This window comes from Pseudoalteromonas piscicida (assembly GCF_002744175.1).
In the GTDB taxonomy this organism is placed as follows: domain Bacteria; phylum Pseudomonadota; class Gammaproteobacteria; order Enterobacterales; family Alteromonadaceae; genus Pseudoalteromonas; species Pseudoalteromonas piscicida_B.
Genome location: NZ_NKHF01000011.1, coordinates 13,793 through 36,860 on the forward strand (window position 1 = coordinate 13,793; position 23,068 = coordinate 36,860).

Annotated in this window: 14 protein-coding genes; 13 read left to right on the top strand and 1 reads right to left on the bottom strand. The window is 45.0% G+C overall.

The annotated features are described in order from the left end of the window. Positions 1-5: 5 nt before the first annotated feature. On the bottom strand, positions 6-608 hold the full coding sequence (locus tag CEX98_RS03005) for an ATP-binding cassette domain-containing protein (protein ID WP_099640651.1): 603 nt from the start codon (positions 606-608) through the stop codon (positions 6-8). A 279-nt stretch (positions 609-887) separates the two neighbouring features. On the opposite strand from CEX98_RS03005, the gene CEX98_RS03010 reads away from it, so the two are divergent. The 13 genes from CEX98_RS03010 to CEX98_RS03070 form a co-directional block, all read left to right on the top strand. Then, a complete protein-coding gene (locus tag CEX98_RS03010) occupies positions 888-1,547 on the top strand; it encodes a hypothetical protein (protein ID WP_099640652.1) in 660 nt (219 codons plus the stop codon). A gap of 646 nt (positions 1,548-2,193) precedes the next feature. Beyond that, positions 2,194-3,813, top strand: a complete 1,620-nt coding sequence (locus tag CEX98_RS03015) for an HAL/PAL/TAL family ammonia-lyase (RefSeq protein ID WP_099640653.1) — start codon at positions 2,194-2,196, stop codon at positions 3,811-3,813. 136 nt (positions 3,814-3,949) lie between these two features. Further along, positions 3,950-4,243: a phosphopantetheine-binding protein gene (locus tag CEX98_RS03020; protein ID WP_099640654.1), complete on the top strand. Its 294-nt coding sequence runs from the start codon at positions 3,950-3,952 to the stop codon at positions 4,241-4,243. 34 nt (positions 4,244-4,277) lie between these two features. Next, positions 4,278-5,774, top strand: coding sequence for an AMP-binding protein (locus CEX98_RS03025; RefSeq protein ID WP_099640655.1), 1,497 nt, complete (start codon positions 4,278-4,280; stop codon positions 5,772-5,774). Next, positions 5,767-7,950 (top strand): beta-ketoacyl-[acyl-carrier-protein] synthase family protein, encoded by a 2,184-nt coding sequence (locus CEX98_RS03030; RefSeq protein WP_099640656.1) that lies wholly within the window; start codon positions 5,767-5,769, stop codon positions 7,948-7,950. The genes CEX98_RS03025 and CEX98_RS03030 overlap by 8 nt, the downstream gene beginning before the upstream one ends. A 1-nt stretch (position 7,951) precedes the next feature. Further along, on the top strand, positions 7,952-8,719 hold the full coding sequence (locus CEX98_RS03035) for an ABC transporter ATP-binding protein (RefSeq protein WP_099640657.1): 768 nt from the start codon (positions 7,952-7,954) through the stop codon (positions 8,717-8,719). Next, positions 8,712-9,827: an ABC transporter permease gene (locus CEX98_RS03040; protein ID WP_099640658.1), complete on the top strand. Its 1,116-nt coding sequence runs from the start codon at positions 8,712-8,714 to the stop codon at positions 9,825-9,827. The genes CEX98_RS03035 and CEX98_RS03040 overlap by 8 nt, the downstream gene beginning before the upstream one ends. After that, positions 9,824-10,222, top strand: coding sequence for a 3-hydroxyacyl-ACP dehydratase FabZ (fabZ, locus tag CEX98_RS03045; protein WP_099640659.1), 399 nt, complete (start codon positions 9,824-9,826; stop codon positions 10,220-10,222). The genes CEX98_RS03040 and fabZ overlap by 4 nt, the downstream gene beginning before the upstream one ends. 11 nt (positions 10,223-10,233) lie before the next feature. Then, positions 10,234-10,965 carry an SDR family NAD(P)-dependent oxidoreductase gene (locus CEX98_RS03050; RefSeq protein WP_099640660.1) on the top strand — a complete coding sequence of 244 codons (732 nt, stop codon included), beginning with the start codon at positions 10,234-10,236 and terminating at the stop codon, positions 10,963-10,965. Further along, positions 10,962-11,669 (top strand): hypothetical protein, encoded by a 708-nt coding sequence (locus CEX98_RS03055; RefSeq protein WP_099640661.1) that lies wholly within the window; start codon positions 10,962-10,964, stop codon positions 11,667-11,669. The genes CEX98_RS03050 and CEX98_RS03055 overlap by 4 nt, the downstream gene beginning before the upstream one ends. Next, positions 11,666-12,421, top strand: coding sequence for a thioesterase II family protein (locus CEX98_RS03060; RefSeq protein ID WP_099640662.1), 756 nt, complete (start codon positions 11,666-11,668; stop codon positions 12,419-12,421). The genes CEX98_RS03055 and CEX98_RS03060 overlap by 4 nt, the downstream gene beginning before the upstream one ends. A gap of 23 nt (positions 12,422-12,444) precedes the next feature. Next, positions 12,445-16,998, top strand: a complete 4,554-nt coding sequence (locus tag CEX98_RS03065) for a non-ribosomal peptide synthetase (protein ID WP_099640663.1) — start codon at positions 12,445-12,447, stop codon at positions 16,996-16,998. A gap of 3 nt (positions 16,999-17,001) precedes the next feature. Then, positions 17,002-23,068 (top strand): non-ribosomal peptide synthetase (locus tag CEX98_RS03070; RefSeq protein WP_099640664.1); only part of this gene is annotated, 6,067 nt, incomplete at its 3' end.

Below are 23,068 nucleotides of genomic sequence, written 5' to 3' on the forward strand. Positions count from 1 at the left end.
CCTTTCTAGCAGCCTGTATTAGGATCAAGTGGAATTAGTGGCACAGATACGAAGCCTGCATTTAAAAATGGCTGAGGTTCGTGAGAAGTCATTAAAATCTGGCCTGGATAAGCTTTCACTAATTCAATAATCGTTTGACACCCATCACTGTCAAGTGCCGCCGTCGGTTCATCGAGTAATAAGTAAGGTGCATTTCTCATCAGCGCATTGATGAGTTGTAATTTCTTTTTATTACCAGAGGATAAATCTGCGCACTTTGTTTCTAAAAAAGGTTCAAATTGAAATTGTTTGATTAGTTTATCCGGATAGGCACACTGCCATGCTTCGCAAGTTAGGGTTAGTATTTCTTTAGCGCGAAGAAAAGGGGGAAAAGGAATATTGTCAGAAGCTAAAGCAACCATCGCTTGTCGCTTGCCTACAACTTCTTCTTGCAGCAGGATCTCACCTTCGAACGCCAGATCGAGTCCCGCAATCATACATAACAAAGTCGTTTTACCAGCTCCATTGGGCGCAGTCAGGCAAGTCCTGCGATGACTAAAATGTTGTGAGTAGTTGTTAAACAACGGCGCTTTAGTGAAGCACTTATTAAGTCTTTTAATTGTTATCATTTTCCTTTGTCACCAATATAAATACAGCTGTTATTTGTTATGTTTAAAAATGTAGTTGTCATAAAACTTAACTTAATACAAAAGCCAATAATTATCACCCAGTTATAAATCATACTATTGATTATATCGTCCCTTAATTTGTAACAAGCAATTTCTTACTACACTTTTTAACATCTTATAAACACCATTAAGTAACCTTTCATTTTTCCATCCTATACTCTTGCAGCGAGATAGATTAAATCACCCCGGTGTTCACAATTTTGATAAAGGAGATCAACGATGAACTTTCGCACACTAACAGTAGCTACCCTTTCCTTTTTAGCAGTCGCATGCTCATCTGAAGATATAGAGACCGCAAACTTCGGCTCTGATATATACAAAAATCAATATAACTTAGTTAACGCAACCGATTATGAAATAGCCTTTCACCTTGCGAATACTGAATTAGATGGCGATGAAAGAGACGTTGCCGACGATAAATACCGCGTGAAAGTACTCCCCACAGGTTCATCACCTACTCGCATTACTCACGAACACAACGCCAACAGAGAAATTAGCTTTTATGCCGAGTCGGTAAACAAGTTAGGCATGGTAGAACAAGAAAAAATTAAGGTAAGCAATGACCGTGACTATCACTTTGTGGTTATGCAAGGCGCAAATGACACGCTCGATATCGAGCTCATTCGAAAGTCTAAAGATGACCACGATAATCAATTTACCGTACGCGTATTGGCATCAAAAACGATGACTTTAAATATCAATGGTGACGACGTGGAAATAGAAAAAGGTGAAGTAACTGGTTGGTATCAGGTCAATGATTGTAATGAAGACATTATGATGGGTGATGAAGTGCTTAGCCTATGCGATGCCTCGTTAGACCGTTCGTACCTGCTGGTTGTAGGTGAAACAGGATTAATGAGCACTGTGTTAGAATATTAATCAATGAAAAGGTATGAGGTTGCACCAATTCAAGCAACCTCAACAATTAGCCTTCTAGATCTACATTTATTCGGCATTTTTTATCCATAAAAATTTCAAGTTTCTGACAAAATTAGTCAATCTTATCCGTTTTCTGATCCGACCATTTAAAATCGTGACATTTGTCATAAGTCAGTTTTATTAAATTTTCAGCCCTTTCTAAAAATAGAGTTTTCACTTTAAAAAATAATTAATTCTTTATATCTCATTGAGATAAAAAATTGCTATTAACACTCTCACGAAGTCATCATTTTTTAACATTTCAATTATTTTAATGTTAAGTTTAATTAACGTTAAAATGTAAAAAAAATCGTGTTGACACCCCGAAATCTCAGGCTTAACCTAGCCGCCGTTCTTAAAACACAACAATCACAAAATCACATTTAATATTTTTTATTTACAAACACAATAATTCTGTAACAAAAATAGCGACAATAGTATCGCGACAAAGCCAAGCAAAATCGGCTAGGCACACACGGGACGTTGGTTAAGCAGTACTCGCCTCTAACAGGTTGTAATTGGGTTTAAATTCTAAGTTCAGTTACACGAAAATAAGCATTGTGCAACACACAATCAGAATCATTATTTTAGTCAGAGTAGGAAAGTCATGAACCAGTACAACACAGAAAAGGAAGCAATTCAGGTCGAGAAGCAGCTCGGTAGTATTGTTTTTATCTCACAAGATCAATCACTTTCTCTGGAGTCAGTGCAAGATTACGCGGCTCAGCCAACTTCCAAGGTTAAGTTGGATGAATTGGCACTCAAAGCCAGAATCGAGCATAATCGTCAATATCTAGATAACAAACTTGAAAATCAAGAAGACATATACGGCGTGACAACTGGTTTTGGTAATTCAGCAAGTAACCGTATCTCAACATCGCTTTCCGAGGAGTTGCAACAAAACCTCATCGCTTACCATGGTTGTGGTGTCGGTGATTACCTCTCAGAGTCTGATTGTGCCGCTACCTTATTAATTCGTATGAATTGTAATGCAAAAGGATTTTCAGGTGTAAGCTGGGAGCTCCTTTCACAAATGGAAACCTTCCTTAATAACCGAATCATTCCAGCGATTCCAGCAATGGGGTCGGTAGGCGCGAGTGGCGACTTAACACCATTGTCATACATTGGTGCTGCACTAGGTGGTAAGCGCAAAGTTTATTATCAAGGCCAGGTTCGTGAAACCGCTGAAGTGCTAGAAGAACTCAATATCACTCCATATAAGCTCAAGCCTAAAGAAGGGCTAGCTATAATGAACGGGACTTCTGTGATGTCAGCTATCGCAACGAATGCACTAAAAGACATTCGTCGTGCAATTGACCTTAGCTGTAAGCTTATCGCCTTGTATGTAGAACTCATTGAAGGCCGTGCATCTCCGTTCCATAAGCGTGTACACGAACTAAAGCCACATCGTGGTCAGCAAATTTGTGCAGCAAAAATCCTTGAGCGCCTCACTAATATAGAGCAACGCCTAGGTCGCAGAAACCGCACCGATGACAATATTGAGTTTGGTAAGCAAGAAACGTTCAGGTTACAAGATAGCTATTCAATTCGCTGCTCTCCGCAGGTGTTAGGTCCATTAATTGATGCTGAGATGTGGGCATCACAGATCCTAACCACTGAAATTAACTCAGTAAACGACAACCCATTATTTGACGATGAGAACGATTTGATCTTGAATGCAGGTCACTTCTACGGCGGTCATGTGGCAGCAGTATGCGACACCCTTAAGCCACTCGTAGCAAACATGGGGGCGTTACTAGAACGTGAGTTAGGTATTTTGGTTGACGACCGTCTTAACGGTGGTATTTCAAATAACTTGGTTGCCCGTGAAGACTTAGGCGACAAGGCTTGGGTACACCACGGCTTCAAAGCAATGCAAATTACTTCTTCTTCTCTTGTTGCTGAAGCACTTAAAAATGCAGGCCCTATGTCAGTATTTTCACGCACCACAGAAGCGCTTAACCAAGATATCGTCAGCATGGGAACTATTGCTGCACGTGATCTTCGTCGTATTACCGACCTTATCAAGCCAGTTATTGCCATTCAGGCAATGGCAATCCGCCAGGCATTTTATGTTGATGGGAAAGATGCGAAAGCTGAAAAACTCAACTCACTTTCTCGCGAGTTTTTCGACGAAATTAGCAGCAACTTCCAGCCTGTGATCGAAGACAGACCGATGGATGCTGAAATCAACAACATGGTTAATGCCCTTTTTAACAAGCAGTAAACCTCTCTAAGTCGTTTTTGAGCTGACAAACTAACTTGGCTGATATGTAGATACATCAGCTGCGGGATGGTTGTCGCTCAAAAACACGTAAAGAGTCGCTTTTCAATACATCATAGAAATCAAAAAGGATATAAAAATGAGCAACTTAGAATCAATAACACAGTTTATTAAACAAGATATCATCGTTGATAATTTAGAAGTAGTAGACAGCATAGACGAAATAGAAGATGACGCTCAACTTATCGGAGATGGCCTAGATTTAGATAGCATTGAGGTGCTAGATCTTGTGGTCTCGATTGAGAAAAAATACAACCTGAAATTCAAAGATTACCCAGAGCAAACCATCCAAGAAAAGATGAAAAACGTCAGTACATTAGCCCACTTTGTTCATGAACAAGTTGAAGCTAAAGCGACCGCTGAAGCTTGTTGATCTGATAGTAACCATTTTCGCTTGGAAGGACACCATGCAAACAAACAGTGCCATTCGTTCAAAACTCATGCAACTGATAGAAGCTGAGTTGGAAGTAGATATAGAACAATTAGATTTATTAGATGATGATGCCAACTTACTTGAGGCACCACTATTTCTCGACTCGGTCGACCTCATGCAGTTATCAGCGGCATGCAAAAAAGCGTTCAAGTTAAGCGATTTGGGCGAATTGAGCACTGTTACTCTGAAGACATTAACGGATCAAATCACAACCAAGCTGACGCAACAGAAGCAAATTAACGTATTAGAAACTTGGACAGATCAACATACTGCACTCAGTGAACAAACGCTGCTTACGATTATTCAAGCAAGCCAAAATATTGAGATATCAGGCGCGGTAAGAGTAATAAAAGACAATGCGCCATGCGATATTATTAAAAGCGCCATGATCTTACTGGCACATAATATCACCCCTGTGTTAAGTGCAAATACCGCCACTACTGCCGATGCATTCAGTTGGCGAGAGCTACCGATAGCTGAGCAAGACACCCCGCCCCTGTTCAGCTCAATAACCCAGTTTTTACAACACCATAGTGATAAAACCATTGGTTTTGAAACCTCTGGCAGCACAGGTAAACCACAAACGTGGCAAAAGTCCATCGCTTCTCTTCATGCTGAGGCGGTCACCTTCGCAGACACTTTCGGTTTTGGCGACATAGATTACTTCTGTGCATGTGTCGATATTCGCCACATGTTTGGATTTATTTGGGCATTTATGCTCCCGCTACAACTGAATAAACCGGTCTGTTATGAGTTAGGTTCAACACCTGACTTACAGCCCGTTCAAGATAAAGGTATCGCTGTAATATTGACTCCAACCATGTTTGATTTTGTTGCGGATCAGCTCGGTAAGCAGCATCACTACTTAATCAGCTCAGGAGCACCGTTCAAAGGCGAGAAAGAGCAAAAACTAGCGCTATTAACCGAGCAAAAAGCACTGTCTCTCAGGGCTTTTGAGGTGCTAGGAAGCACAGAAACAGGTGGTATTGGTTATCGGCCACTTGCCTGTAACGAAACCCTATTCACTAAATTTAGCGTTGTCGATATTTATCAAAATGCTGAGCACAAAACCATGCTTAACTCACCATTTTTGGTTACTAACTGCGCAGCATTTGAACTCAAAGACAAGTTAATTTTTACAAACGAAAATCAGTTCAAACACGCAGGTAGAGCTGATCAGATTTTTAAATATGCCGGTAAACGCTACTCATTGCAGAGTATCGAAAAGGTCCTACAAGAACGCTTTGCAGGACTCCGTCATCGCGTCTTCTTCATTGAAGATAATAACAACAATAAAGGAGGCGAATTAGTCGCCTTTGTCGAAGGATTGTCTTGCATCCCAACACTACAGGATATCCGAAGTTGGTTTAAAGATTTACCCACGCCACAAGTGCATTTTCTTGCCCAATTTCCAGAAAATGAGCTAGGCAAAATCACCCTATCGGCACTACAGGAATGCGTACATGAATAACAAACAACAAACTTTCATTACTGGTTATGGTGTGCTTTGTGCTGCTGGCGACAACCGCCAAGCATTACTAAATAGTATCAAACAAAGCCGTACTGGCATAAACCGCATTGACCGTTTCGACACCCAAGGACTGGCACATAATGTTGGTGCATTAGCAATCAACTTTGAAACACATACCACAGATAATTTCGAAATGGATTTGGCAAGTCAGTATGCGATCCACGCCGTAGAAGAGGCACTGACACATGCAGAATTGGCGTTGAGCCAGGTAGAAAGCACACGGGTCGCTTTTATTTTAGGCAACGCTAACTGTGGCATGTTTTCGTTAATGGAAAGCATCAAGGGCCAGCATCAACAAGGGTTTAAGTTCTACCCGCCGCACCAGATAGCAACCGACGTTAGCCGCCATTTTGGCATTCAAGGCCCTGTAATGACGTTTACCTCAGCGTGCACGGCAAGCAGCAGCGCCATTGCTTTTGCCAAACAACTTATTGAGAACAACCAAGCCGATGTGGTTATTGCAGGTGGTGCCGATGCCCTTAGTGAGCTTGTTTACGGTGGCTTTCAATCGGTGCAATCACTCAGTCCTGAACCTTGTGCTCCATACAGCGAAAAAATGGGCTTAAGCCTAGGTGAAGGCGCTGGCTTTTTAGTGTTCGAGTCGAAGCAGCATGTTGATAAGCGTAGCGCCACTGCTCGTTATCAATTATTGGCAACAGGTTCCAGCTTAGACGCTCACCATGCAACCGCCCCCAACCCAGAAGGTGACGGTGTACGTCGAGCATTCTTGCAGACACTCTCTTATGCACCTGTTGCGGCTAGCAGCATTGAATACATCAATAGCCATGGTACAGGCACCCCCGCAAATGATGGTGCCGAGCTTAACGGGATTAAAGCTGCCATTGGCGCTGAAGCAATGCAAGCAACCTTGGTCTCTAGCAGTAAATCTTACTTTGGTCATACCCTAGGTGCCGCGGGTGCGGTAGAGCTTATTTCAACCCTAGTTAGCCAAGATGATGGGCTGTTACCTGCAACACTTGGAGTTGATTCAGTCAGGTCGTGTTGCCAAGAATATCAGTTAGTAGCGAATCAACCTAAGCCTCACGTTGCCGACGTCTTTGCCGTGACTAACTCTGCGTTTGGCGGGCATAACACCAGCATGTTACTCAGTAGGCAAGAAAAGACATTATCCTGTGCGACATCACAACCAGTTTATCTGTTAGCTGCCACCAGCCTGTCTGATGAAAAAGTCTATAGCGCCAGACAAAATAAAACCGACAGCTTTGCTGAGTTTAACTTGAAAAAGCAATTCCCAGCGCTCTTTCAGCGTCGCACGCCAAGCGTGGCACAATTTGCTTTAGGCGCCTGCCAATTTGCACTGCAAGATAGCGAACTGGATATAACCCAGTTACCACTCAACGAATTTGCCGCCTACTACGCCAACCCAATTGGCTCACTAGAAACGTTAGATAAAAACCTAGCGTCTTTCTCAGAAGGCATTGCAGAGCTTAAAAGCACGCATTTTCCAAATACAGTCGTCAATGCCACATTGGGGCAGTTGGCTTTGGGATTTGGCTTTAAAAACTCCGCCACTTGCGTAAGCGACTTAGGCAATGACTTTTTGCACGCACTTTGGAGTGCGTCTTTTGATATGCGTGAAGGCCGTAGCCAGTACGCTATGGTATGCAGCTCACAAGATGATACAGCGCTTTCGCAACAGGTTTGGGCAGCCCATCAATTTAAAGCGGATATTGGTCATTTTGCAGGGGCTGCACTGCTGGCAACCGCAGAGGTGATACCAACTGGCTATCAGGCTCTGGCTGAGTTGGTTGATTTTATCTACATCAACGATGTCAACGATCACAAAGCACTAGACCGGTTACTGGCCACCCATACCCGAGCACTCAGCAAAGTCGGAAACGTGGTGCTAAGTACACAGCATGATGATGCATTTGCCACGATTGCGGCCAGCTTAGACGGACACCTACCTCAAGCACAACTTATTAAATATCAGCCATCCACGGCTTCATTACACAGTACCGAATTAGCGGTACAAGCATTAATGCAAGCACTGAATACACCAACGAATAATACCGAGTTAGATCAAACCCTACTCCTAAGCGTTAATCTCGCGGGAAGTATGACGGGATGTATTTTACGAACAGTAAGGAAATAAGATGACGACCGTGATCGAAGTGAAAAACTTAAGGAAGGTCTACAAAAGAACACGCAAAGTCGCTGTAGACGACGTGTCATTTAGCGTGAGTGAAGGCGAATGCTTTGGACTCCTTGGGCCCAATGGTGCAGGTAAAACCACCACGTTGGAAATACTTCAAGGCCTGCGCAGTGCCACTTCAGGCGAGGTGACATTATTTGGTCTCAATTGGAAGCAAGATGAAACTAAGTTACGCAGCCTGATGGGCGGTGTAATGCAGCATAATAACCTCTACGAAAAACTCAAAGTAAAAGAATGCGTTGAGTTATTTGCTAGCTTTTATCCAAGCTACACGCCAATTGACACGCTACTAGAGCGCTTCAACTTGAGCGAGAAAAAAGAAGCGTGGCTCAGTGAACTCAGTGGCGGACAGAAACAGCGAGTGTTTCTAGCAATGGCCGTCGTGGGTAATCCAAAGCTGGTGTTTTTAGATGAGCCAACCACGGGGCTTGACCCCACCAGCCGCCAAGAATTTTGGCACATTATTAAAGACCTCAAAGAAGCGGGCACCTGTGTGATGTTAACGACCCATTACATGGATGAAGCTGAGTTCTTATGTGACAACTTAGCCATTATCAACTCTGGGCAAATCATCGAGTCTGGTGCTCCAAGCGACATCATTAATCGCACCTTTGAAACGCCAGTGATCAAAGAACCCAGAAAAGCCACACTCAACGACGTATTTTTGAAACTCACAGGTTCCACGATGGAGAGGGAAAGTTATGCCTGAGTTAAGTCAAACAAAGCTATATCCATTTTGGCAATTAATGATGGTCAATATTCGACCTTTCTTCCGTGATAAAGCGGTGTTGCTATGGACATTCGGTTTACCTATTTTCATTGCTTTATTACTGATCCAAGCCTTCTCCGGTGGACCAAAAATGTCACCGATGAATGTGGTTGTGATGCATGGCGAACAAATCGAACAGAAGTGGTTACAAGCGATGGACGAAGACCCATTAGTCACCGTTACACGCCTTTCGCAAACGGATTCGATTGTGCTGGAAGACAGTTTTGCCTCAGCACAATTAGCTGAGGTAATTAGCTCACCAGGCTCCGTGCTACGTAAGTTGCAAAATGAAATTAGTCCAGAGGTGTATCTAGCACCGAATGCGATGTTTTCTACCCATAACTCCGATGAATCATTAATGGCACGTAACTACTTATTGCGTCTGAAAACACAAGCCAATGGCGATGCGATGCAAAGCAATGTTATTAGCGTCAAAGGTTATCGCTACACAGATTGGCTGATCCCTGGGATCATCGTGTTGCAGGTTCTCGGCTTAGCACTGGTGTCGATTGCCAATAGTCTAGTATCTGACCGGCAAAACGGCTTTTTCAAACGCCTACGCCTCTCCCCTTTTAAGCGCCGTGATTACATTATCGGGATTGTGCTTGCACGCTTGTTCTTACTCGTCTTCCAAATGGTGATCTTATTCGTAGCATTTCACTTTCTATTTGGTTATACGCTGCAAGGCAATATTGTCGATATCGTTGCGGTGATGGCGTTAGGCTCATTTTGTATCTGTATGCTAGGTGTTTTAGTGGGCGCACGCAGCCAAAGAGTCGAAGTATCTTCAGGTATTGCGAACCTGCTTTATTTTCCCTTAATGTTTTTGTCAGGCATTTATTTCGACACTGCCAACTTCCCAACTCTGTTACGAGAAATTGTCTCGTTACTCCCCACCACCGCATTTTTGGACGCCTTGCGCTTAGTGGCGAATCAAGGCGTCGAGCTTGCTGCTGTTAGCCGTCAATTGATTATTTTAAGCGTTACCAGTGTGGTGTTTTTTCTCATTGTTTACTTTTGCTTTGACTGGGGAGATGAAAAGTCATGATCACCGACAATTTGCCACATAAGGCACCATTTAAATTTGCAGACAAGATCATTGAACACTCACCGGGAGAGATGATTGTTGGGCTCAAGTTTGTCTCACACAACGAGCCGGGCTTACAGGGACATTTTCCCGACGAACCTATCTTTCCAGGGGTACTCATTATTGAAACCATGGCACAAATAAGTGGCCTGTGCTGCAACAACACCCATAAAGGGGGCATGTTGTCTTCAATTGAAAAGGCTAAGTTTAGCCGCCCTGTTCGCCCCGGCGAAATAATGAAAGTGACAGCGAAATTAGAGACCGAGTTTGGCGCAATGGCTCGATTCAAAACGCAAGCGCACGTTGAAGATGAGTTGGTCGCAAAAGCCGAACTCACCATTGTTTACACGGATTAAGGAATTAGCTTGTGTTTACCGGAAAGACAGTAGTAGTAACTGGCGTATCCAAAGGGATAGGCAAAGGCATCGCACTCGCCTTTTTACAGGGGGGTGCACGCGTATACGGTATTTGTCGCACACAAACGCCCATTGCAGAGTTACATCAACCTGAGTATGAAGCTCGCTTTATCCAGCAAAGTGGCAACATTATCGATAGTGAGTTTGTGAATGCAGCTATTCGTCAAGCGATTAGCGACACAGGCCGAGTCGATGTACTTGTGAATAACGCAGGAGTAACCCGCGACAGCTTGTTTTCACAAATGTCTTATGACGCATTCCACGACGTGTTAGACATAAACTTTAAAGGCACTTTGCTGTGCTGCCAAGCCGTACTACCTGTGATGACGAAACAGGGCGCTGGCAAAATTATCAATATGGTGTCGCAAAGCGGGATCAGTGGCCGCGAAGGACAAGCCAACTACGCCACCTCAAAGGGCGCAATAATTGGATTAACTCGGACAATTGCACGGCAATATGGACACTGTGGCATTTACTGTAATGCCTTAGCGCCAACCTTTATTGCCACCGATATGATTGACGATATTCCTGCCAGCATTATCAATCCGGTGTTGAAACACACGGCGCTTGGCCGTGTTGGTAGCGTAAAGGAAATTGCGGATGCCACACTTTACCTCGCTTCTAGTGCGTCGAATTATCAAACTGGAAATGTACTCAGACTGGATGGAGGGCTTGCGGTATGAATGCTCAAGCGTTTATTTTGCTTTATCCAACCGGTGAGTTTGATAACCACTTTATTACCCATTTATTATCACAAAAGCACCCCTTGCTGCTGATTAATGCCAGCCCTGAGGTTGTTGCACATAACCCAGAAGCAATGCATTTATCTCTAAGTGCACCGCTTAGTACGTCAGACACAGCGGCGCTATTAGACTGGTTTGAAATCAACCACAAACAACAAGAAGTGATGGTGCTGCATTGTGCAAACCGCCTTGATGAGAGCAAGTTGCTTGAAGACATCAGCGTGGGTGAGCAAGTAATAGCTCGGCTGGAAAATGCCTTTGCTGTACTTCGAGTGATCGCCGATAACTTAAGGATTAGTGGTGGTAACTTAGTGTTTTTGACGCAATCAGACACCTTAAATTACGAATTAGAAGCCACTGCTAGTGTCTGTAATCACGCCCATAATGCGCTGATGATGACGCTCGCTCGAGAATATCAAGGTAGTAAGCTTGCGGTGAATAGCTTTGTACTCCCTCTACTTGCAACCGACAGCAAAGCAGCGAGAATGCAAAAACGCAACCTTAAAGGTGGTGTGCTTGGGGCGCGCCCTGCGGTATTTAGCTACCAAGATCTCGTTGAATACCTAGTCAACTTTATGAAAACCAACACGATGCTAACCGGCCAGTCGATAGCATTTACGCCTACGTTGGAGCTCAAGCTATGATGCCGGTTGACCTCTATTGTTTTCATCATGCTGGCGGCTCGTCTCTGTTCTTTCGGCAGTGGGCACAGCATTTACCTGACCATTGGCAACTACACGGCATCGACTTACCAGGCCGAGGCACCAAGGCGGGCATGCAATCTTTACGGGACTGGGATGAGGCACTTAGTCACTTAAGTAGTAACACGCAACTTCAGCCGCGCAGTGAGCGGCTGTGTGTGTTCTTTGGCCATAGCCTAGGAGGCATGGTGGCGTATAAGCTCGCAGATCACCTCCGCAAACATGCTTTGGCAACTCCTGACTTAGTATGCCTATCTGCCTGCCGTGCTCCCTGTATTCCATCGGTGACTCAGTACGCTAAATTGAGTGACAGCGACCTACTCTCCACTTTGTATCAGCTCGATATGCTACCAAAGCACCGGTTGAGCCAAGAGGTGGAAGCGGTGGTCGCAAGTATGTTTAAGGATGATTTTACACTCGCGGAGCAAAGCGTTAGCACGGATATCACCCTAACCATGCCTGTTGAACTTATTTTGGCAACGCAGGACCACTTGGTAAATCCCGAGTCTTATGATGCTTGGTCTGCGTACTGCGAGAACCATTTTCAGCACCACCATGTTGGAGGCGATCATATGTATTTACAACAACATCCAACGCTTGCATGTGAGGTGCTTATTGCCGCGGTAGCGCGACATCTGACCCGCTTGCAACAAGCAAAATACCAAAAAGCAAACTGGCAAAAGCCGCTGTGTTAAGGCGAAAAAACAAGGATAACGCAATGAATTCATCATCCAATTCCGCCAACTTCAAGTCACTCACGACGCGACAGCTTCACGTATGGCAAGCCCAACAACTTGATGTGGCGAACCCCGTTTACAATATTACCTGTGCAGTGCAGTTTACCGGCGAACTGGGCAAACCCACTCTGCAACAGGCACTCGAACTGTTATTTACGCGCCACCCTATCTTATCGAGCCGCATAGATGACTCTCAAGGAGAACCGCAACTTGAGTTGCTACCAACGCCTCCTGTGCTGCTAGATGTCCCTGGTGAGTTTATCTCACACACTGACGCAGACACCGCTAAGATATTGATTGAACAAGCTATCGATATAGGCAAAGAAACCTTTCAATTTTATGTCTGTGAGTCTGAGGCCCGACTGCTACTGACCATTAAAGGGCATCACATCAACTGTGATCAATGGGCGCTGCAAGTATTAATGAGTGATTTACTGGCTTGTGTTGAGGCTGTACTTGATAAAACCGAACTTAACCTTGCACCGCTTGATTACAAAGTTATGTTTGATGAGAAGTCATCCAGCGACAACAAATCAGAAAACCAAGAGCTGTACCCAGTAGACTTTTATCAAAGCAACACTGAAGCCCTTCAGCATCATTACGACGGCATTGCCTTTCGCGAAGAAAACCCAGCGGCGCTAAAACAAGTAAAACAGGCTGCCTCTCAAGCTGGCGTTACCAGCTTTAGCGTTGTGCTTGCCAGTGTCTTTTTGACTCTATTTCATACCACCGGACAAACCGACCTAACCATAGGTATCCCAATGGCTCGCCGTACTCGGAAAACTCGAGCGATTTTGGGCCACTACTCTGACGTTGAAACCGTTTCGATTTGCGATATCGAACAATACACAGGTGCATCGCTTATCAGTGAAGTCAGCAACCAGCTTACGCAGTTGCTACTTTCTGGTAATAACAATAAAGACGCAGCAAAACATATTAATGTCACCTGTAACTACCTAGCAAAATTAAAAAGTAATGGCATTCGCCCAGGGATCACACCATTGATGATTGGCCGTCAAGGATATGAACTTGCCTTAGGTACTGCGGGCAACACCTTGGTTAAAGGCGTATCTATTGAGCCTGGGGTTTCTCAGTTTGATATCGAGTTTACCCACTTTGAAACAGAAGGTGGTCTATGCCGTAAAGTGGTCGCGGCCAAGTCGGTCTTCTCTCGTGTGGCAATGACACGGATCACCGATATTCAAGCGCGCTTTATTGAATTGCTAACCCATTCAAGCGACTTAAATGTAGCCGAATTACCAGTGCTTGATGAGGCAGAGCAACAACTTATTTTGGCGCGCAGCAACCAAGAAAATGAAACTTTCTTCTCAGACATCACTTTAAATCAATGGTTTGAGCAAGCAGCCTGCGAACACTCACATCGGGTCGCGCTACGAACTCAAACTCAGTCTATTGACTATCAAACCCTTAACGCTAGAGCCAATGCTCTTGCCCTACATTTACGTGAACAATATCTGTCTGAGTATCAGCAACCACTCTGTGCCGATACCTTAATTGCGCTGTATATGCAGCCCTCTATCGAGATGTTGATTGCAATTCTTGCTGTTACTAAGGCAGGGGCAGCTTATGTGCCACTGTCTCCTGATCATGCCAGCGAGCGCACTACCTTTATTTTGAGCGATACCAACCCAAGCCTATTACTGGTCGATGAACAGGAGTACACAGCAGCACAAGAAAAATGCCGTGTGGCGGAGGTGAATTGTCCATTGGTTACGCCACTTGCCCCTCAGCAACAAAGCGATGAAGCCCCGAAAATCAACCAATCGCCGAAAGATTTGGTTTACATCATTTATACCTCAGGTACGACAGGCAAACCGAAAGGCGTGATGCAAACTCACGAAAATGTCGCCAGACTGTTCAGTGCAACCGCAAAAGACTATGGCTTTAACCACCAAGACGTATGGGTGCTATATCATGCCTATACCTTCGACTTTAGTGTTTGGGAAATGTGGGGAGCGCTACTCTATGGTGGTCAACTGTGTATTCCTGACAATCGTCTTATTCGTGATTTTGAAGCATTTGCACAGTATTGTTCGAGCAATCACATTACGGTACTTAACCAAACGCCCGCGGCCTTTTACGAATTTAGTGCCGCAGCCCTTAGAGCCAAACTGAACTTTGACCAATTGAGATATGTGATTTTTGGTGGCGACAAGCTCAACCCTGAAATGCTCAACCCATGGTGGAATTGCTATGGCGATGCACAACCCCTGCTGGTCAATATGTACGGGATCACAGAAACCACAGTGCATGTGACCTACAAAGCATTACAACAGCAATCTAGCTCTAAAGCGTCGCACATCGGCAGACCGATTTCAGATATGAAAGCTTACGTTTTAAACAGCAAATTGCAATTAGTCGAACCCGGTGCAAGCGGTGAATTATACATTGGCGGAGCTGGCCTTGCCCGTGGTTATTTAAACCGTGACGACTTAACGCAAACACGCTTTATTAGCAACCCGTATGCAACCGAGCAGGATGTTCAACAAGGCCGTGCCAAACTCTACAAAACAGGAGACTTGGCAAGACGATTACCGGATGGTGAACTAGAGTACATTGGTCGCAACGACAACCAAGTAAAGATCCGAGGCTATCGCATCGAGCTTGGTGAAATCGAAAGCGTGATCAACCAGCTGCCTGAAGTCGCCCAAGCTGTGGTTATCGACCGCACTTTACAAGGCGTCTCCTATCTTGCCGCTTACCTGAAATTTAAGCCTGAATTTATCGGCCAAATTGAGCAAGTTAAAGCACAAGTCTCGCAAGCACTTCCTAATTATATGCAGCCAAAAACCTGGACGGAACTGGCTGAAATTCCACTAACCGGTAACGGTAAGCTAGACCGCAAAGCCTTGCCTGAGCCAGAGCTTACGAGCCAAAGCGAATACGTGGCTCCAGAGGATGAAACCGAAGCGCTATTGTGCGAGGCATTTAAATCCTTGCTGGGCATTGAACAGGTTAGTACCAAAGACGACTTTTTCGCCATCGGCGGCGACTCAATTTTGACGATTCAACTCGTTGCCTTACTCCGAAAGCAAGGTATTGAGCTACAAGTTAAAGACATTTTTGATTGTCCAACAGCAGAGACACTGAGTAAACGCATTCTTAGTGTTCAAGCCGCTCAGCGCGAAGTTGTACAAGAGCAAGGGTTGTTAACTGGGCGTTTTGATTTACTGCCAATACAACAGTGGTTTTTCAATAAGGAATTACCTGAAGAAAACCATTGGAACCAAGCCTTCGCCATTCGAATTCCAACCGGTTATAGCCACGCTCAACTACAAGAGGCATTACATAGCTTAAGTGAACAACATGATATGTTGCGCACAACTTTTATGGAATTTGAGGGCCATATTACCCAAGAATATAGCGATACTAGCACAATGGCAGCGCTTAATGTCCTTGATGGTCAGTCGCCAAATCTGGTTACCGAGCTCAACAAACAACAAAGTCAGTTTGATATTTGCAACGCTCCGCTTTGGCAGGTAACCCATATCCAAGGATTTTGTGAGGAATATGACCTCCTTCATTTTGCGCTTCATCACCTAATTATAGATGCCGTTTCTTGGCGGATCATCGCGCAAGATCTGCAAACACTTCTAGAGCAAGGTGAATTGCTCGCGAAGCGTACCAGTTACCGTCAGTGGGTTGAAATGATGCAGTCTTACCCTAGGGTACACCCACAAGAAATGGCATTCTGGCAACGTTTAGCAACCAACTTGCCCAGCTATCCACCTTGTATGGCAGCCACTCCTTCAACAGCTTGGTTGGAGTTAGATGCACAAGCCACCGCTCATTTGGTTCGCGATGCCAACGCAGGCTTCAATACCCAAGGTGAAGAGTTACTGTTAGCAGCACTGTGCCAAGCGTTAAGTAAAACTTTTAAGCAAACTCAGCATGCCATCACACTCGAAAGCCATGGCCGTGAAATGTGGCGCGATGATGTTGATATCAACCAAACGCTCGGTTGGTTCACCTGTTTATATCCGCTGCGCCTGACACAACAGCGCAACCTGAGCGACACCATTATTGATGCCAAAGAAGCCTTACGCCAAATCCCTAACAAGGGCCTTGGCTTTGGTAGTGCACAACTGCAAGACACCAGCTTAACGTTGCCAAATATTAGCTTTAATTATCTCGGCCAAATGGGTGGACAAAGTGATGCGTTATGGCAAATAGACAACCAGCTACAAACCGAGACAAGCTCTGCGCAAAACAGCTCAAATTTGATTCTCGATATCAATGCTCTAGTTCAAGGGGAGCTGCTGAGAATAAAAGTAGATTCCTTGCTGGACGGCAATCTCACCGAGGCATTTTCAGGTCATTTAACACAAGCATTACATGAAGTGATCGAAGTAGCACTTGACGCTAAAGCCCAAGGTGGCGTGAGCACACCGAGTGATTTTGGTGCAGGGTCGCTTTCTCAGGAGCAATTAACCGCATTGCAATCTCAGTTAAGTGAAACCCAACAAGAACACACCACGACTCAGTCTGAAAAAACACAAGAATTAGAGATATAAACCATGTTGAATTTATGCCAATCACTTGCAAAGGATAACATTGCGCTTTGGGCCAACGCAGACAAGCTTAAGATTGTCCACGGTGAACAAGGACTCAGCCAACAGTGGGTTGACTACCTCAAAGCAAATAAAACAGCACTACTTAACTACCTGACTTCACAACAGGTTTTTTCCGAGCAGGACTTTGAACAGCTGCTCGCGACAGAGCGCAAAAAAGCCTCTGAGATCCGTGCTATCTTTGATGCCAACAGCATGCAAAAAGGCTTTGTCTATCACCATCTAGCACAGCCTAATGACGATGCTTATCGCGTCCAATTAGTGATCGATTATCATCAGGCGCTCGACATTGATGCCTACCAACAAGCTTGGATCCTAGCTTCAATGCGCTACCCTGCACTGCGAACTGCATTCAACTGGGATAATGAAATCATTCAAGTGATCAAAGGTGGAGCCGGGTTTACCCGAGATCACTTTAGCTTTCACGACATCAGTGCACTGAGTGAAACAGAGCAACAAGCACGTATAGATAAGTTAATTCACGATGATCGTCATACCCCATTCGACCTCACTCAACCAGGGTTAATGCGTTTTGCTATTGTTAAACGGGCTGCCACACATTTCACCTTGATAAAAGCAGAGCACCATAGTATCAGTGATGGTTGGAGCTTTCCGGTGATGTTGCAAACCGTGCATCAAAACTACGGCAAGCTCATTAACGGCGAGCCGGTCATTGTAGAAGAAGAAACAGCGTATCTACAAACGCAGGCTCTGTACCAGCAAAACCAAAAATCTAGCGATGCGTATTGGCAAACTCAAAAAGCAAAATTTGGTGAGCCCAATGATATCAATCGTTTATTAAGCAAGAATATTGACCAATCCGGCTCGTCACAAATCACACAAGCAGCGGCAAGTGAGTTAAAACTTTCCTCTGAGCGTTATCAGCAGCTTAAATCGTTTGCTAAGCAACAAGGTCTGACCTTGAATGTATTGATGCAGTTTGCTTGGCACAAAGTATTGCAGTACTACTGCGATGCCGAGCAAACCATTGTTGGCACAACGGTTTCTGGTCGTGAATTACCTGTAGACGGGATCCATGCTAGCGTTGGCTTATATATCAACACCTTGCCGCTCGCACTAGCATGGCAAGAAGAGGCCAGTATTGCATCGCAACTGAACACCCTGAAAGACAAAATTGCCGAACTCAACGGTCACAGTAGCGTATCACTATCGCAATTGCAGGAACCGAATACTCGTTTGTTTAATAGCTTGTTTGTGTTTGAGAATTATCCTACACCTGCGGGTCAAGACGTACTCGAATGGTCGTTCGAGAAAATGATTGAGAAAGTAGACTATCCACTCACCATCAGTGTAGTTGAGCAACAGGACATCTTATTACTCAAGTTAAGCTTCTGCGAAACCATGCTTACACCAGCTAAAGCACAGCGTTTACTTTCGCAAATGGCCTTAATACTCGATGCAACTGTCGCGGACCCAGCACAACCACATCGACATATTTCCTTACTTAGCGATGACGATAAACCTGCAACCCTTGAGCTAAATGAGAACGCCACTCACCTCAACACGACCATTCATGAATTGGTCTATGCCCAAGCGCAAAAAACGCCACATCGCATTGCCTTGGTTGAAGGTGATACGCAACTAACTTATCAAGCACTTGAACAAAGCGCGAACAACCTTGCCAGCTACATTAAAGACCATGTTGATTTTAATCTTCCTCATCGTTTTGTTGGGCTATTCTGTGACCGTTCCATCGATATGGTGGTGGCAAAACTGGCGATTCTAAAAGCGGGGTGTGCGTATGTGCCACTAAACCCAGATTACCCAGATCAGCGCATTGAATATATGCTCGGCGATACTCAGCTTGGCCTTATCTTGACTCAAAGTGAATTGCGCCCTCGGATTGAAGCGCTGGTGTCAAGTTGTGAAGCTCACCCGCAAATCACCTGTTTGGATAGCCTAGTGCTAGCGGATGCAAAACCTGTATTATCGGATGCAGACGCGCAAACAGAGGCTTATGTGATCTACACCTCAGGCACAACCGGTGAACCAAAAGGTGTGGTTGTCCCTCATCGCGGCGTTGTTTCTTTGGTACAAGACACTGACTTACTCAATACCTCTGAAGACGATGTATTTATTCACTTATCCAATCCAAATTTTGATGCTGCTACTTTTGAAATTTGGACACCACTGGTAAATGGCTGCAAGCTAGTTATCGCCGATGCCACTCAAGGTGCCGATCCAGATGGTTTGTCTGCGCTTATCAACCAGCATCACGTGAGTATCCTCTGGTTGACACGTACACTGTTCGACTCTTTGTATTTACAACAGCCAAGTATCTATGACCATGTGCGCTGCGTTATCACCGGTGGTGAAGCTATCACCCCGAGCATAGTGAAGAGCATTCTTGCCAGAAGTGCGCGACCTGAGTTGGTGATTAACGCTTATGGGCCCACCGAAAGCACAACATTCACCACGTTTTATTCGTGTGCCGACATTGATGGGCCAGTCCCTATTGGTCAAGCCATCAATCACCGTCAAGTGCTTCTGTTAGATAAATACCAAAACCCTGTGCCTCACGGTGCCACAGGAGAGATATTTATTGCAGGCCCAGGGCTTGCGTGCGGTTACCTGAATAAACCTGAGATGACTGCCACACGCTTTATCGACAACCCATTTGCCACCGCCAAAGCCAAGCAACTTGGGCTAGATAAACTCTATAAAACGGGAGATTTGGCACGTTGGTCAGAGTCAGGGGTATTAGAATTTTTGGGCCGTAACGACCACCAAGTGAAGATCCGTGGTTTTAGAATCGAGCTTTCTGAAATAGAAGCGCAACTTAACGAATTGACGCAAGTTAAAGTGGCCGCCGTCGTGGTATTCGAACAAGCAGGCAACAAGCAACTTGCCGCTTATGTAGTGCCAGAGCACGACGAGTTAGATTTAAGTGCAGTAAAACAGGAACTGGCTCAGGCTTTACCTAGCTATATGATCCCAAGCTACTTTGAAGTCATGTCGGCATTACCCTTTAACAACAATGGTAAGCTTGATCACAAAAAATTGCCCACTCCAGCTGTGGTGGATGAAGACAATTATCAAGCACCGAGCAGCGAATTAGAAAAGCAACTATGCGGTATTTGGCAGTCAGTATTGGGCTTAGAACAAGTGGGTGTCAACGATGACTTCTTTAAAGTCGGTGGCGACTCTATTGTCAGTATTCAACTTGTGTCTGCGCTGCGTAAAGCTGGCTTCAACCTTCAGGTTAAAGACATCATTGACGCCCCAAGCGTGGCAGCGCAGGCCTATTTAATTCAACACGTTAGCACTGAAACCATTGAGCTTAGCACAGAGCAAGGCGCGTTAAGTGGCGAGTTTGCACTGCTGCCAATCCAACAGTGGTTCTTCGATTTAGGGCTACCAGAGCCTCATCATTGGAACCAAGCATTTACCCTTAACTTGCCTGAACATATTGAACACACAGGGCTGACGCAAGCTATTCAAGCGCTGAGTGAGCATCATGATATGCTACGCTGCCACTTTGTTCAGACCAGCAGCGGGATAAAACAAGCGTACCAAGCAGCAATGGAGCTTGACGTTCCATTACTTGATGCAACGACTCTGAGTAAAGAAGCATTATTTGACGAGCTGACCAAACAACAGAGCCATTTTAATTTATTTAATGGCCCATTGTGGCAAGCAGCAATGGTGAAAACGACACAGGGCAATCAAGTATTTTTTGCCTTCCATCATGCCATTATTGATGTGGTGTCGTGGCGGGTGTTGAGCCAAGACTTACAAACCCTATTAAATGGCGAAACGCTGACAGACAAACTCACCAGCTATCGTCAATGGGTAGATGCCATTGCCACCTACCCTACGGCTCACCCAGAACAGGCACAGTATTGGCAGCAAGTACAAAAAGGCTTTACCAGCCAACCTACTTACTCAGCGCAGTCACAGTACAGCATAAGCTTTGAACAAGAGACGACCGAAAAGCTGCTACGAGATGCCAACCTTGGTTTGAATACTGACATTAACGACTTGCTTTTGGCAGCACTCAATATTGCCCTACACAGCACTTTTGACAGTACAGTTAATCATATTCAACTTGAAGGTCATGGCCGAGAAAATATAGATCCGCGCTTGGATGTGTCGCAAACCCTAGGCTGGTTTACCAGTATGTACCCTGTGCGTCTCGAACACCACAAAGACGTTATTGCAACCATCGCAAACACCAAAGAAATGCTTCGTCAGATCCCAGATAAAGGCGTGGGCTATGGCGCTTTTGTACAAGCTGGCAAAGTCAGTGCAATTCGCCCTCAGGTGAGCTTTAACTACCTAGGTCAATTGAATCAACAACAACAGCAAAGCCAAGACTGGCAGCTGGATGACACTCAAGCAGGCTATGTGATGACCGCGGCAAATGCTAACGCTGACAATGCCCTGCTACTCAACATCAATGGCGCAGTTCGCGGTGACACGCTTTACTTTGATGTAGTTTCGAGGTTGAACCAGTCTCAATCGCTGGCATTTGTTGAACACTTTGAAATGGCGCTTCATCAAGTCATTAATGCAAGCTGTGAACTCGCTGCACAAGCACCGCAGAAAACCCCAAGCGACTTGGGGTTAAATGACTTATCTTATGACCACTATCAAGTGTTGAATAAACACTATAATATCGAAGCACTTTACCCGGCTAATAGCTTGCAACAAGGCTTTATCTATCATGCTGTTAACTTCCCAACGGATGATGCTTATCGGGTGCAATTGGTTATGGATATTGAGCAAGCACTAGAGGTTGAACATTTTATTAGTGCTTGGCGTTTAGCGTCGGTTCGCTTCCCTATTCTTCGCACCGCATTTGATTGGCAAGAATGTCTACTCCAAGTGGTGTGTCGCGACGCCAGCATTGGTGACAGCCACTTCACCATAGTAGATCTGTCATCCCTAAACGAGCAGGACCAACAGCAAGCTATTAGCGAAGCGCAAGCCGCAGACCGACAAGTTCCGTTTGACCTAAGCCAACCTGGACTTATTCGCTTCACCTTGTTTAAGCGCGGTGAAAACCTCTACACGCTTATCAAAACCGAGCACCATGCAATTAATGACGGCTGGAGTGGACCATTAATGCTGCAAGCAGTCGCTGAGTATTATCGCCAGCTTTGTGCTGGGGAAACACCAGAGGTGCAAGCACAGCAAACCTATTTAGAGGCGCAAGCTTATTACCTTAAAAATGCCAAGCAAACTCAGGCTTACTGGCAGCAACAACAAGCCGAATTTGACACCGCAAACGATATTAACTTATTGCTTGGTGGCCAATATGACTTGTCGCAAAATCGCATTGTTGAGCAAGTACAATCGGTACAGTTCAGCCTTGAGGGAGAGGCCTTTAAAGCACTACAACATACTTGCCAACAAGCTGGTGTAACCCTCAATGTTGCGCTGCAATTTGCTTGGCATAAGTTACTACAAACCTATTCAGGTGATCACCAAACGATTGTTGGCAGCACAGTTTCCGGTCGAGAGATCCCAGTCAATGGGATTGAACAAGCAGTAGGTTTGTTTATCAACACCTTACCTTTAGTGGTCAATTGGCAAGCAGAAGCAAGCTGTAATGACATTCTCAAAGCCATTCAAAAAGGCGTAGCTGCACTCAATAGCCACAGCGACATGAGCTTGTCAAAACTGCAACGTGATGGTCAACGCTTGTTCCATACCCTCTTTGTATTTGAAAACTACCCGACTCCAGAAAATACCGGCAGCTGGAAATTTAGAGAGTCAATAGAAAAAGGCGACTATCCGCTTTCTGTGGTGGCCCAAAGCGAGCAAGACCGCTTAGACTTTGTGATGCACTACAACGGAGAATGGTTAAGCACAGCGCGGGCAGAGTGGATCCTTGAACAAGTACAAGCTATTTTGATTCAGCTTGGGGAACGACTAACACAAAGCCATCAAAGCATTAGCTTGGTCAATAACCAAATGCAGACAACGCTCAGTCAATGGTACGACAACGCAGAATCGTTTGCCATCGATAAAGATTTGGCCAGCTTGA

Coding starts and splice junctions, on each gene's coding strand:
- CEX98_RS03030 (WP_099640656.1), top strand. CDS start 5,767: ATGAATAACAAACAACAAACTTTCATTACTGGTTATGGTGTGCTTTGT.
- CEX98_RS03010 (WP_099640652.1), top strand. CDS start 888: ATGAACTTTCGCACACTAACAGTAGCTACCCTTTCCTTTTTAGCAGTC.
- CEX98_RS03015 (WP_099640653.1), top strand. CDS start 2,194: ATGAACCAGTACAACACAGAAAAGGAAGCAATTCAGGTCGAGAAGCAG.
- CEX98_RS03060 (WP_099640662.1), top strand. CDS start 11,666: ATGATGCCGGTTGACCTCTATTGTTTTCATCATGCTGGCGGCTCGTCT.
- CEX98_RS03040 (WP_099640658.1), top strand. CDS start 8,712: ATGCCTGAGTTAAGTCAAACAAAGCTATATCCATTTTGGCAATTAATG.
- CEX98_RS03025 (WP_099640655.1), top strand. CDS start 4,278: ATGCAAACAAACAGTGCCATTCGTTCAAAACTCATGCAACTGATAGAA.
- CEX98_RS03055 (WP_099640661.1), top strand. CDS start 10,962: ATGAATGCTCAAGCGTTTATTTTGCTTTATCCAACCGGTGAGTTTGAT.
- fabZ (WP_099640659.1), top strand. CDS start 9,824: ATGATCACCGACAATTTGCCACATAAGGCACCATTTAAATTTGCAGAC.
- CEX98_RS03005 (WP_099640651.1), bottom strand. CDS start 608: ATGATAACAATTAAAAGACTTAATAAGTGCTTCACTAAAGCGCCGTTG.
- CEX98_RS03065 (WP_099640663.1), top strand. CDS start 12,445: ATGAATTCATCATCCAATTCCGCCAACTTCAAGTCACTCACGACGCGA.
- CEX98_RS03020 (WP_099640654.1), top strand. CDS start 3,950: ATGAGCAACTTAGAATCAATAACACAGTTTATTAAACAAGATATCATC.
- CEX98_RS03035 (WP_099640657.1), top strand. CDS start 7,952: ATGACGACCGTGATCGAAGTGAAAAACTTAAGGAAGGTCTACAAAAGA.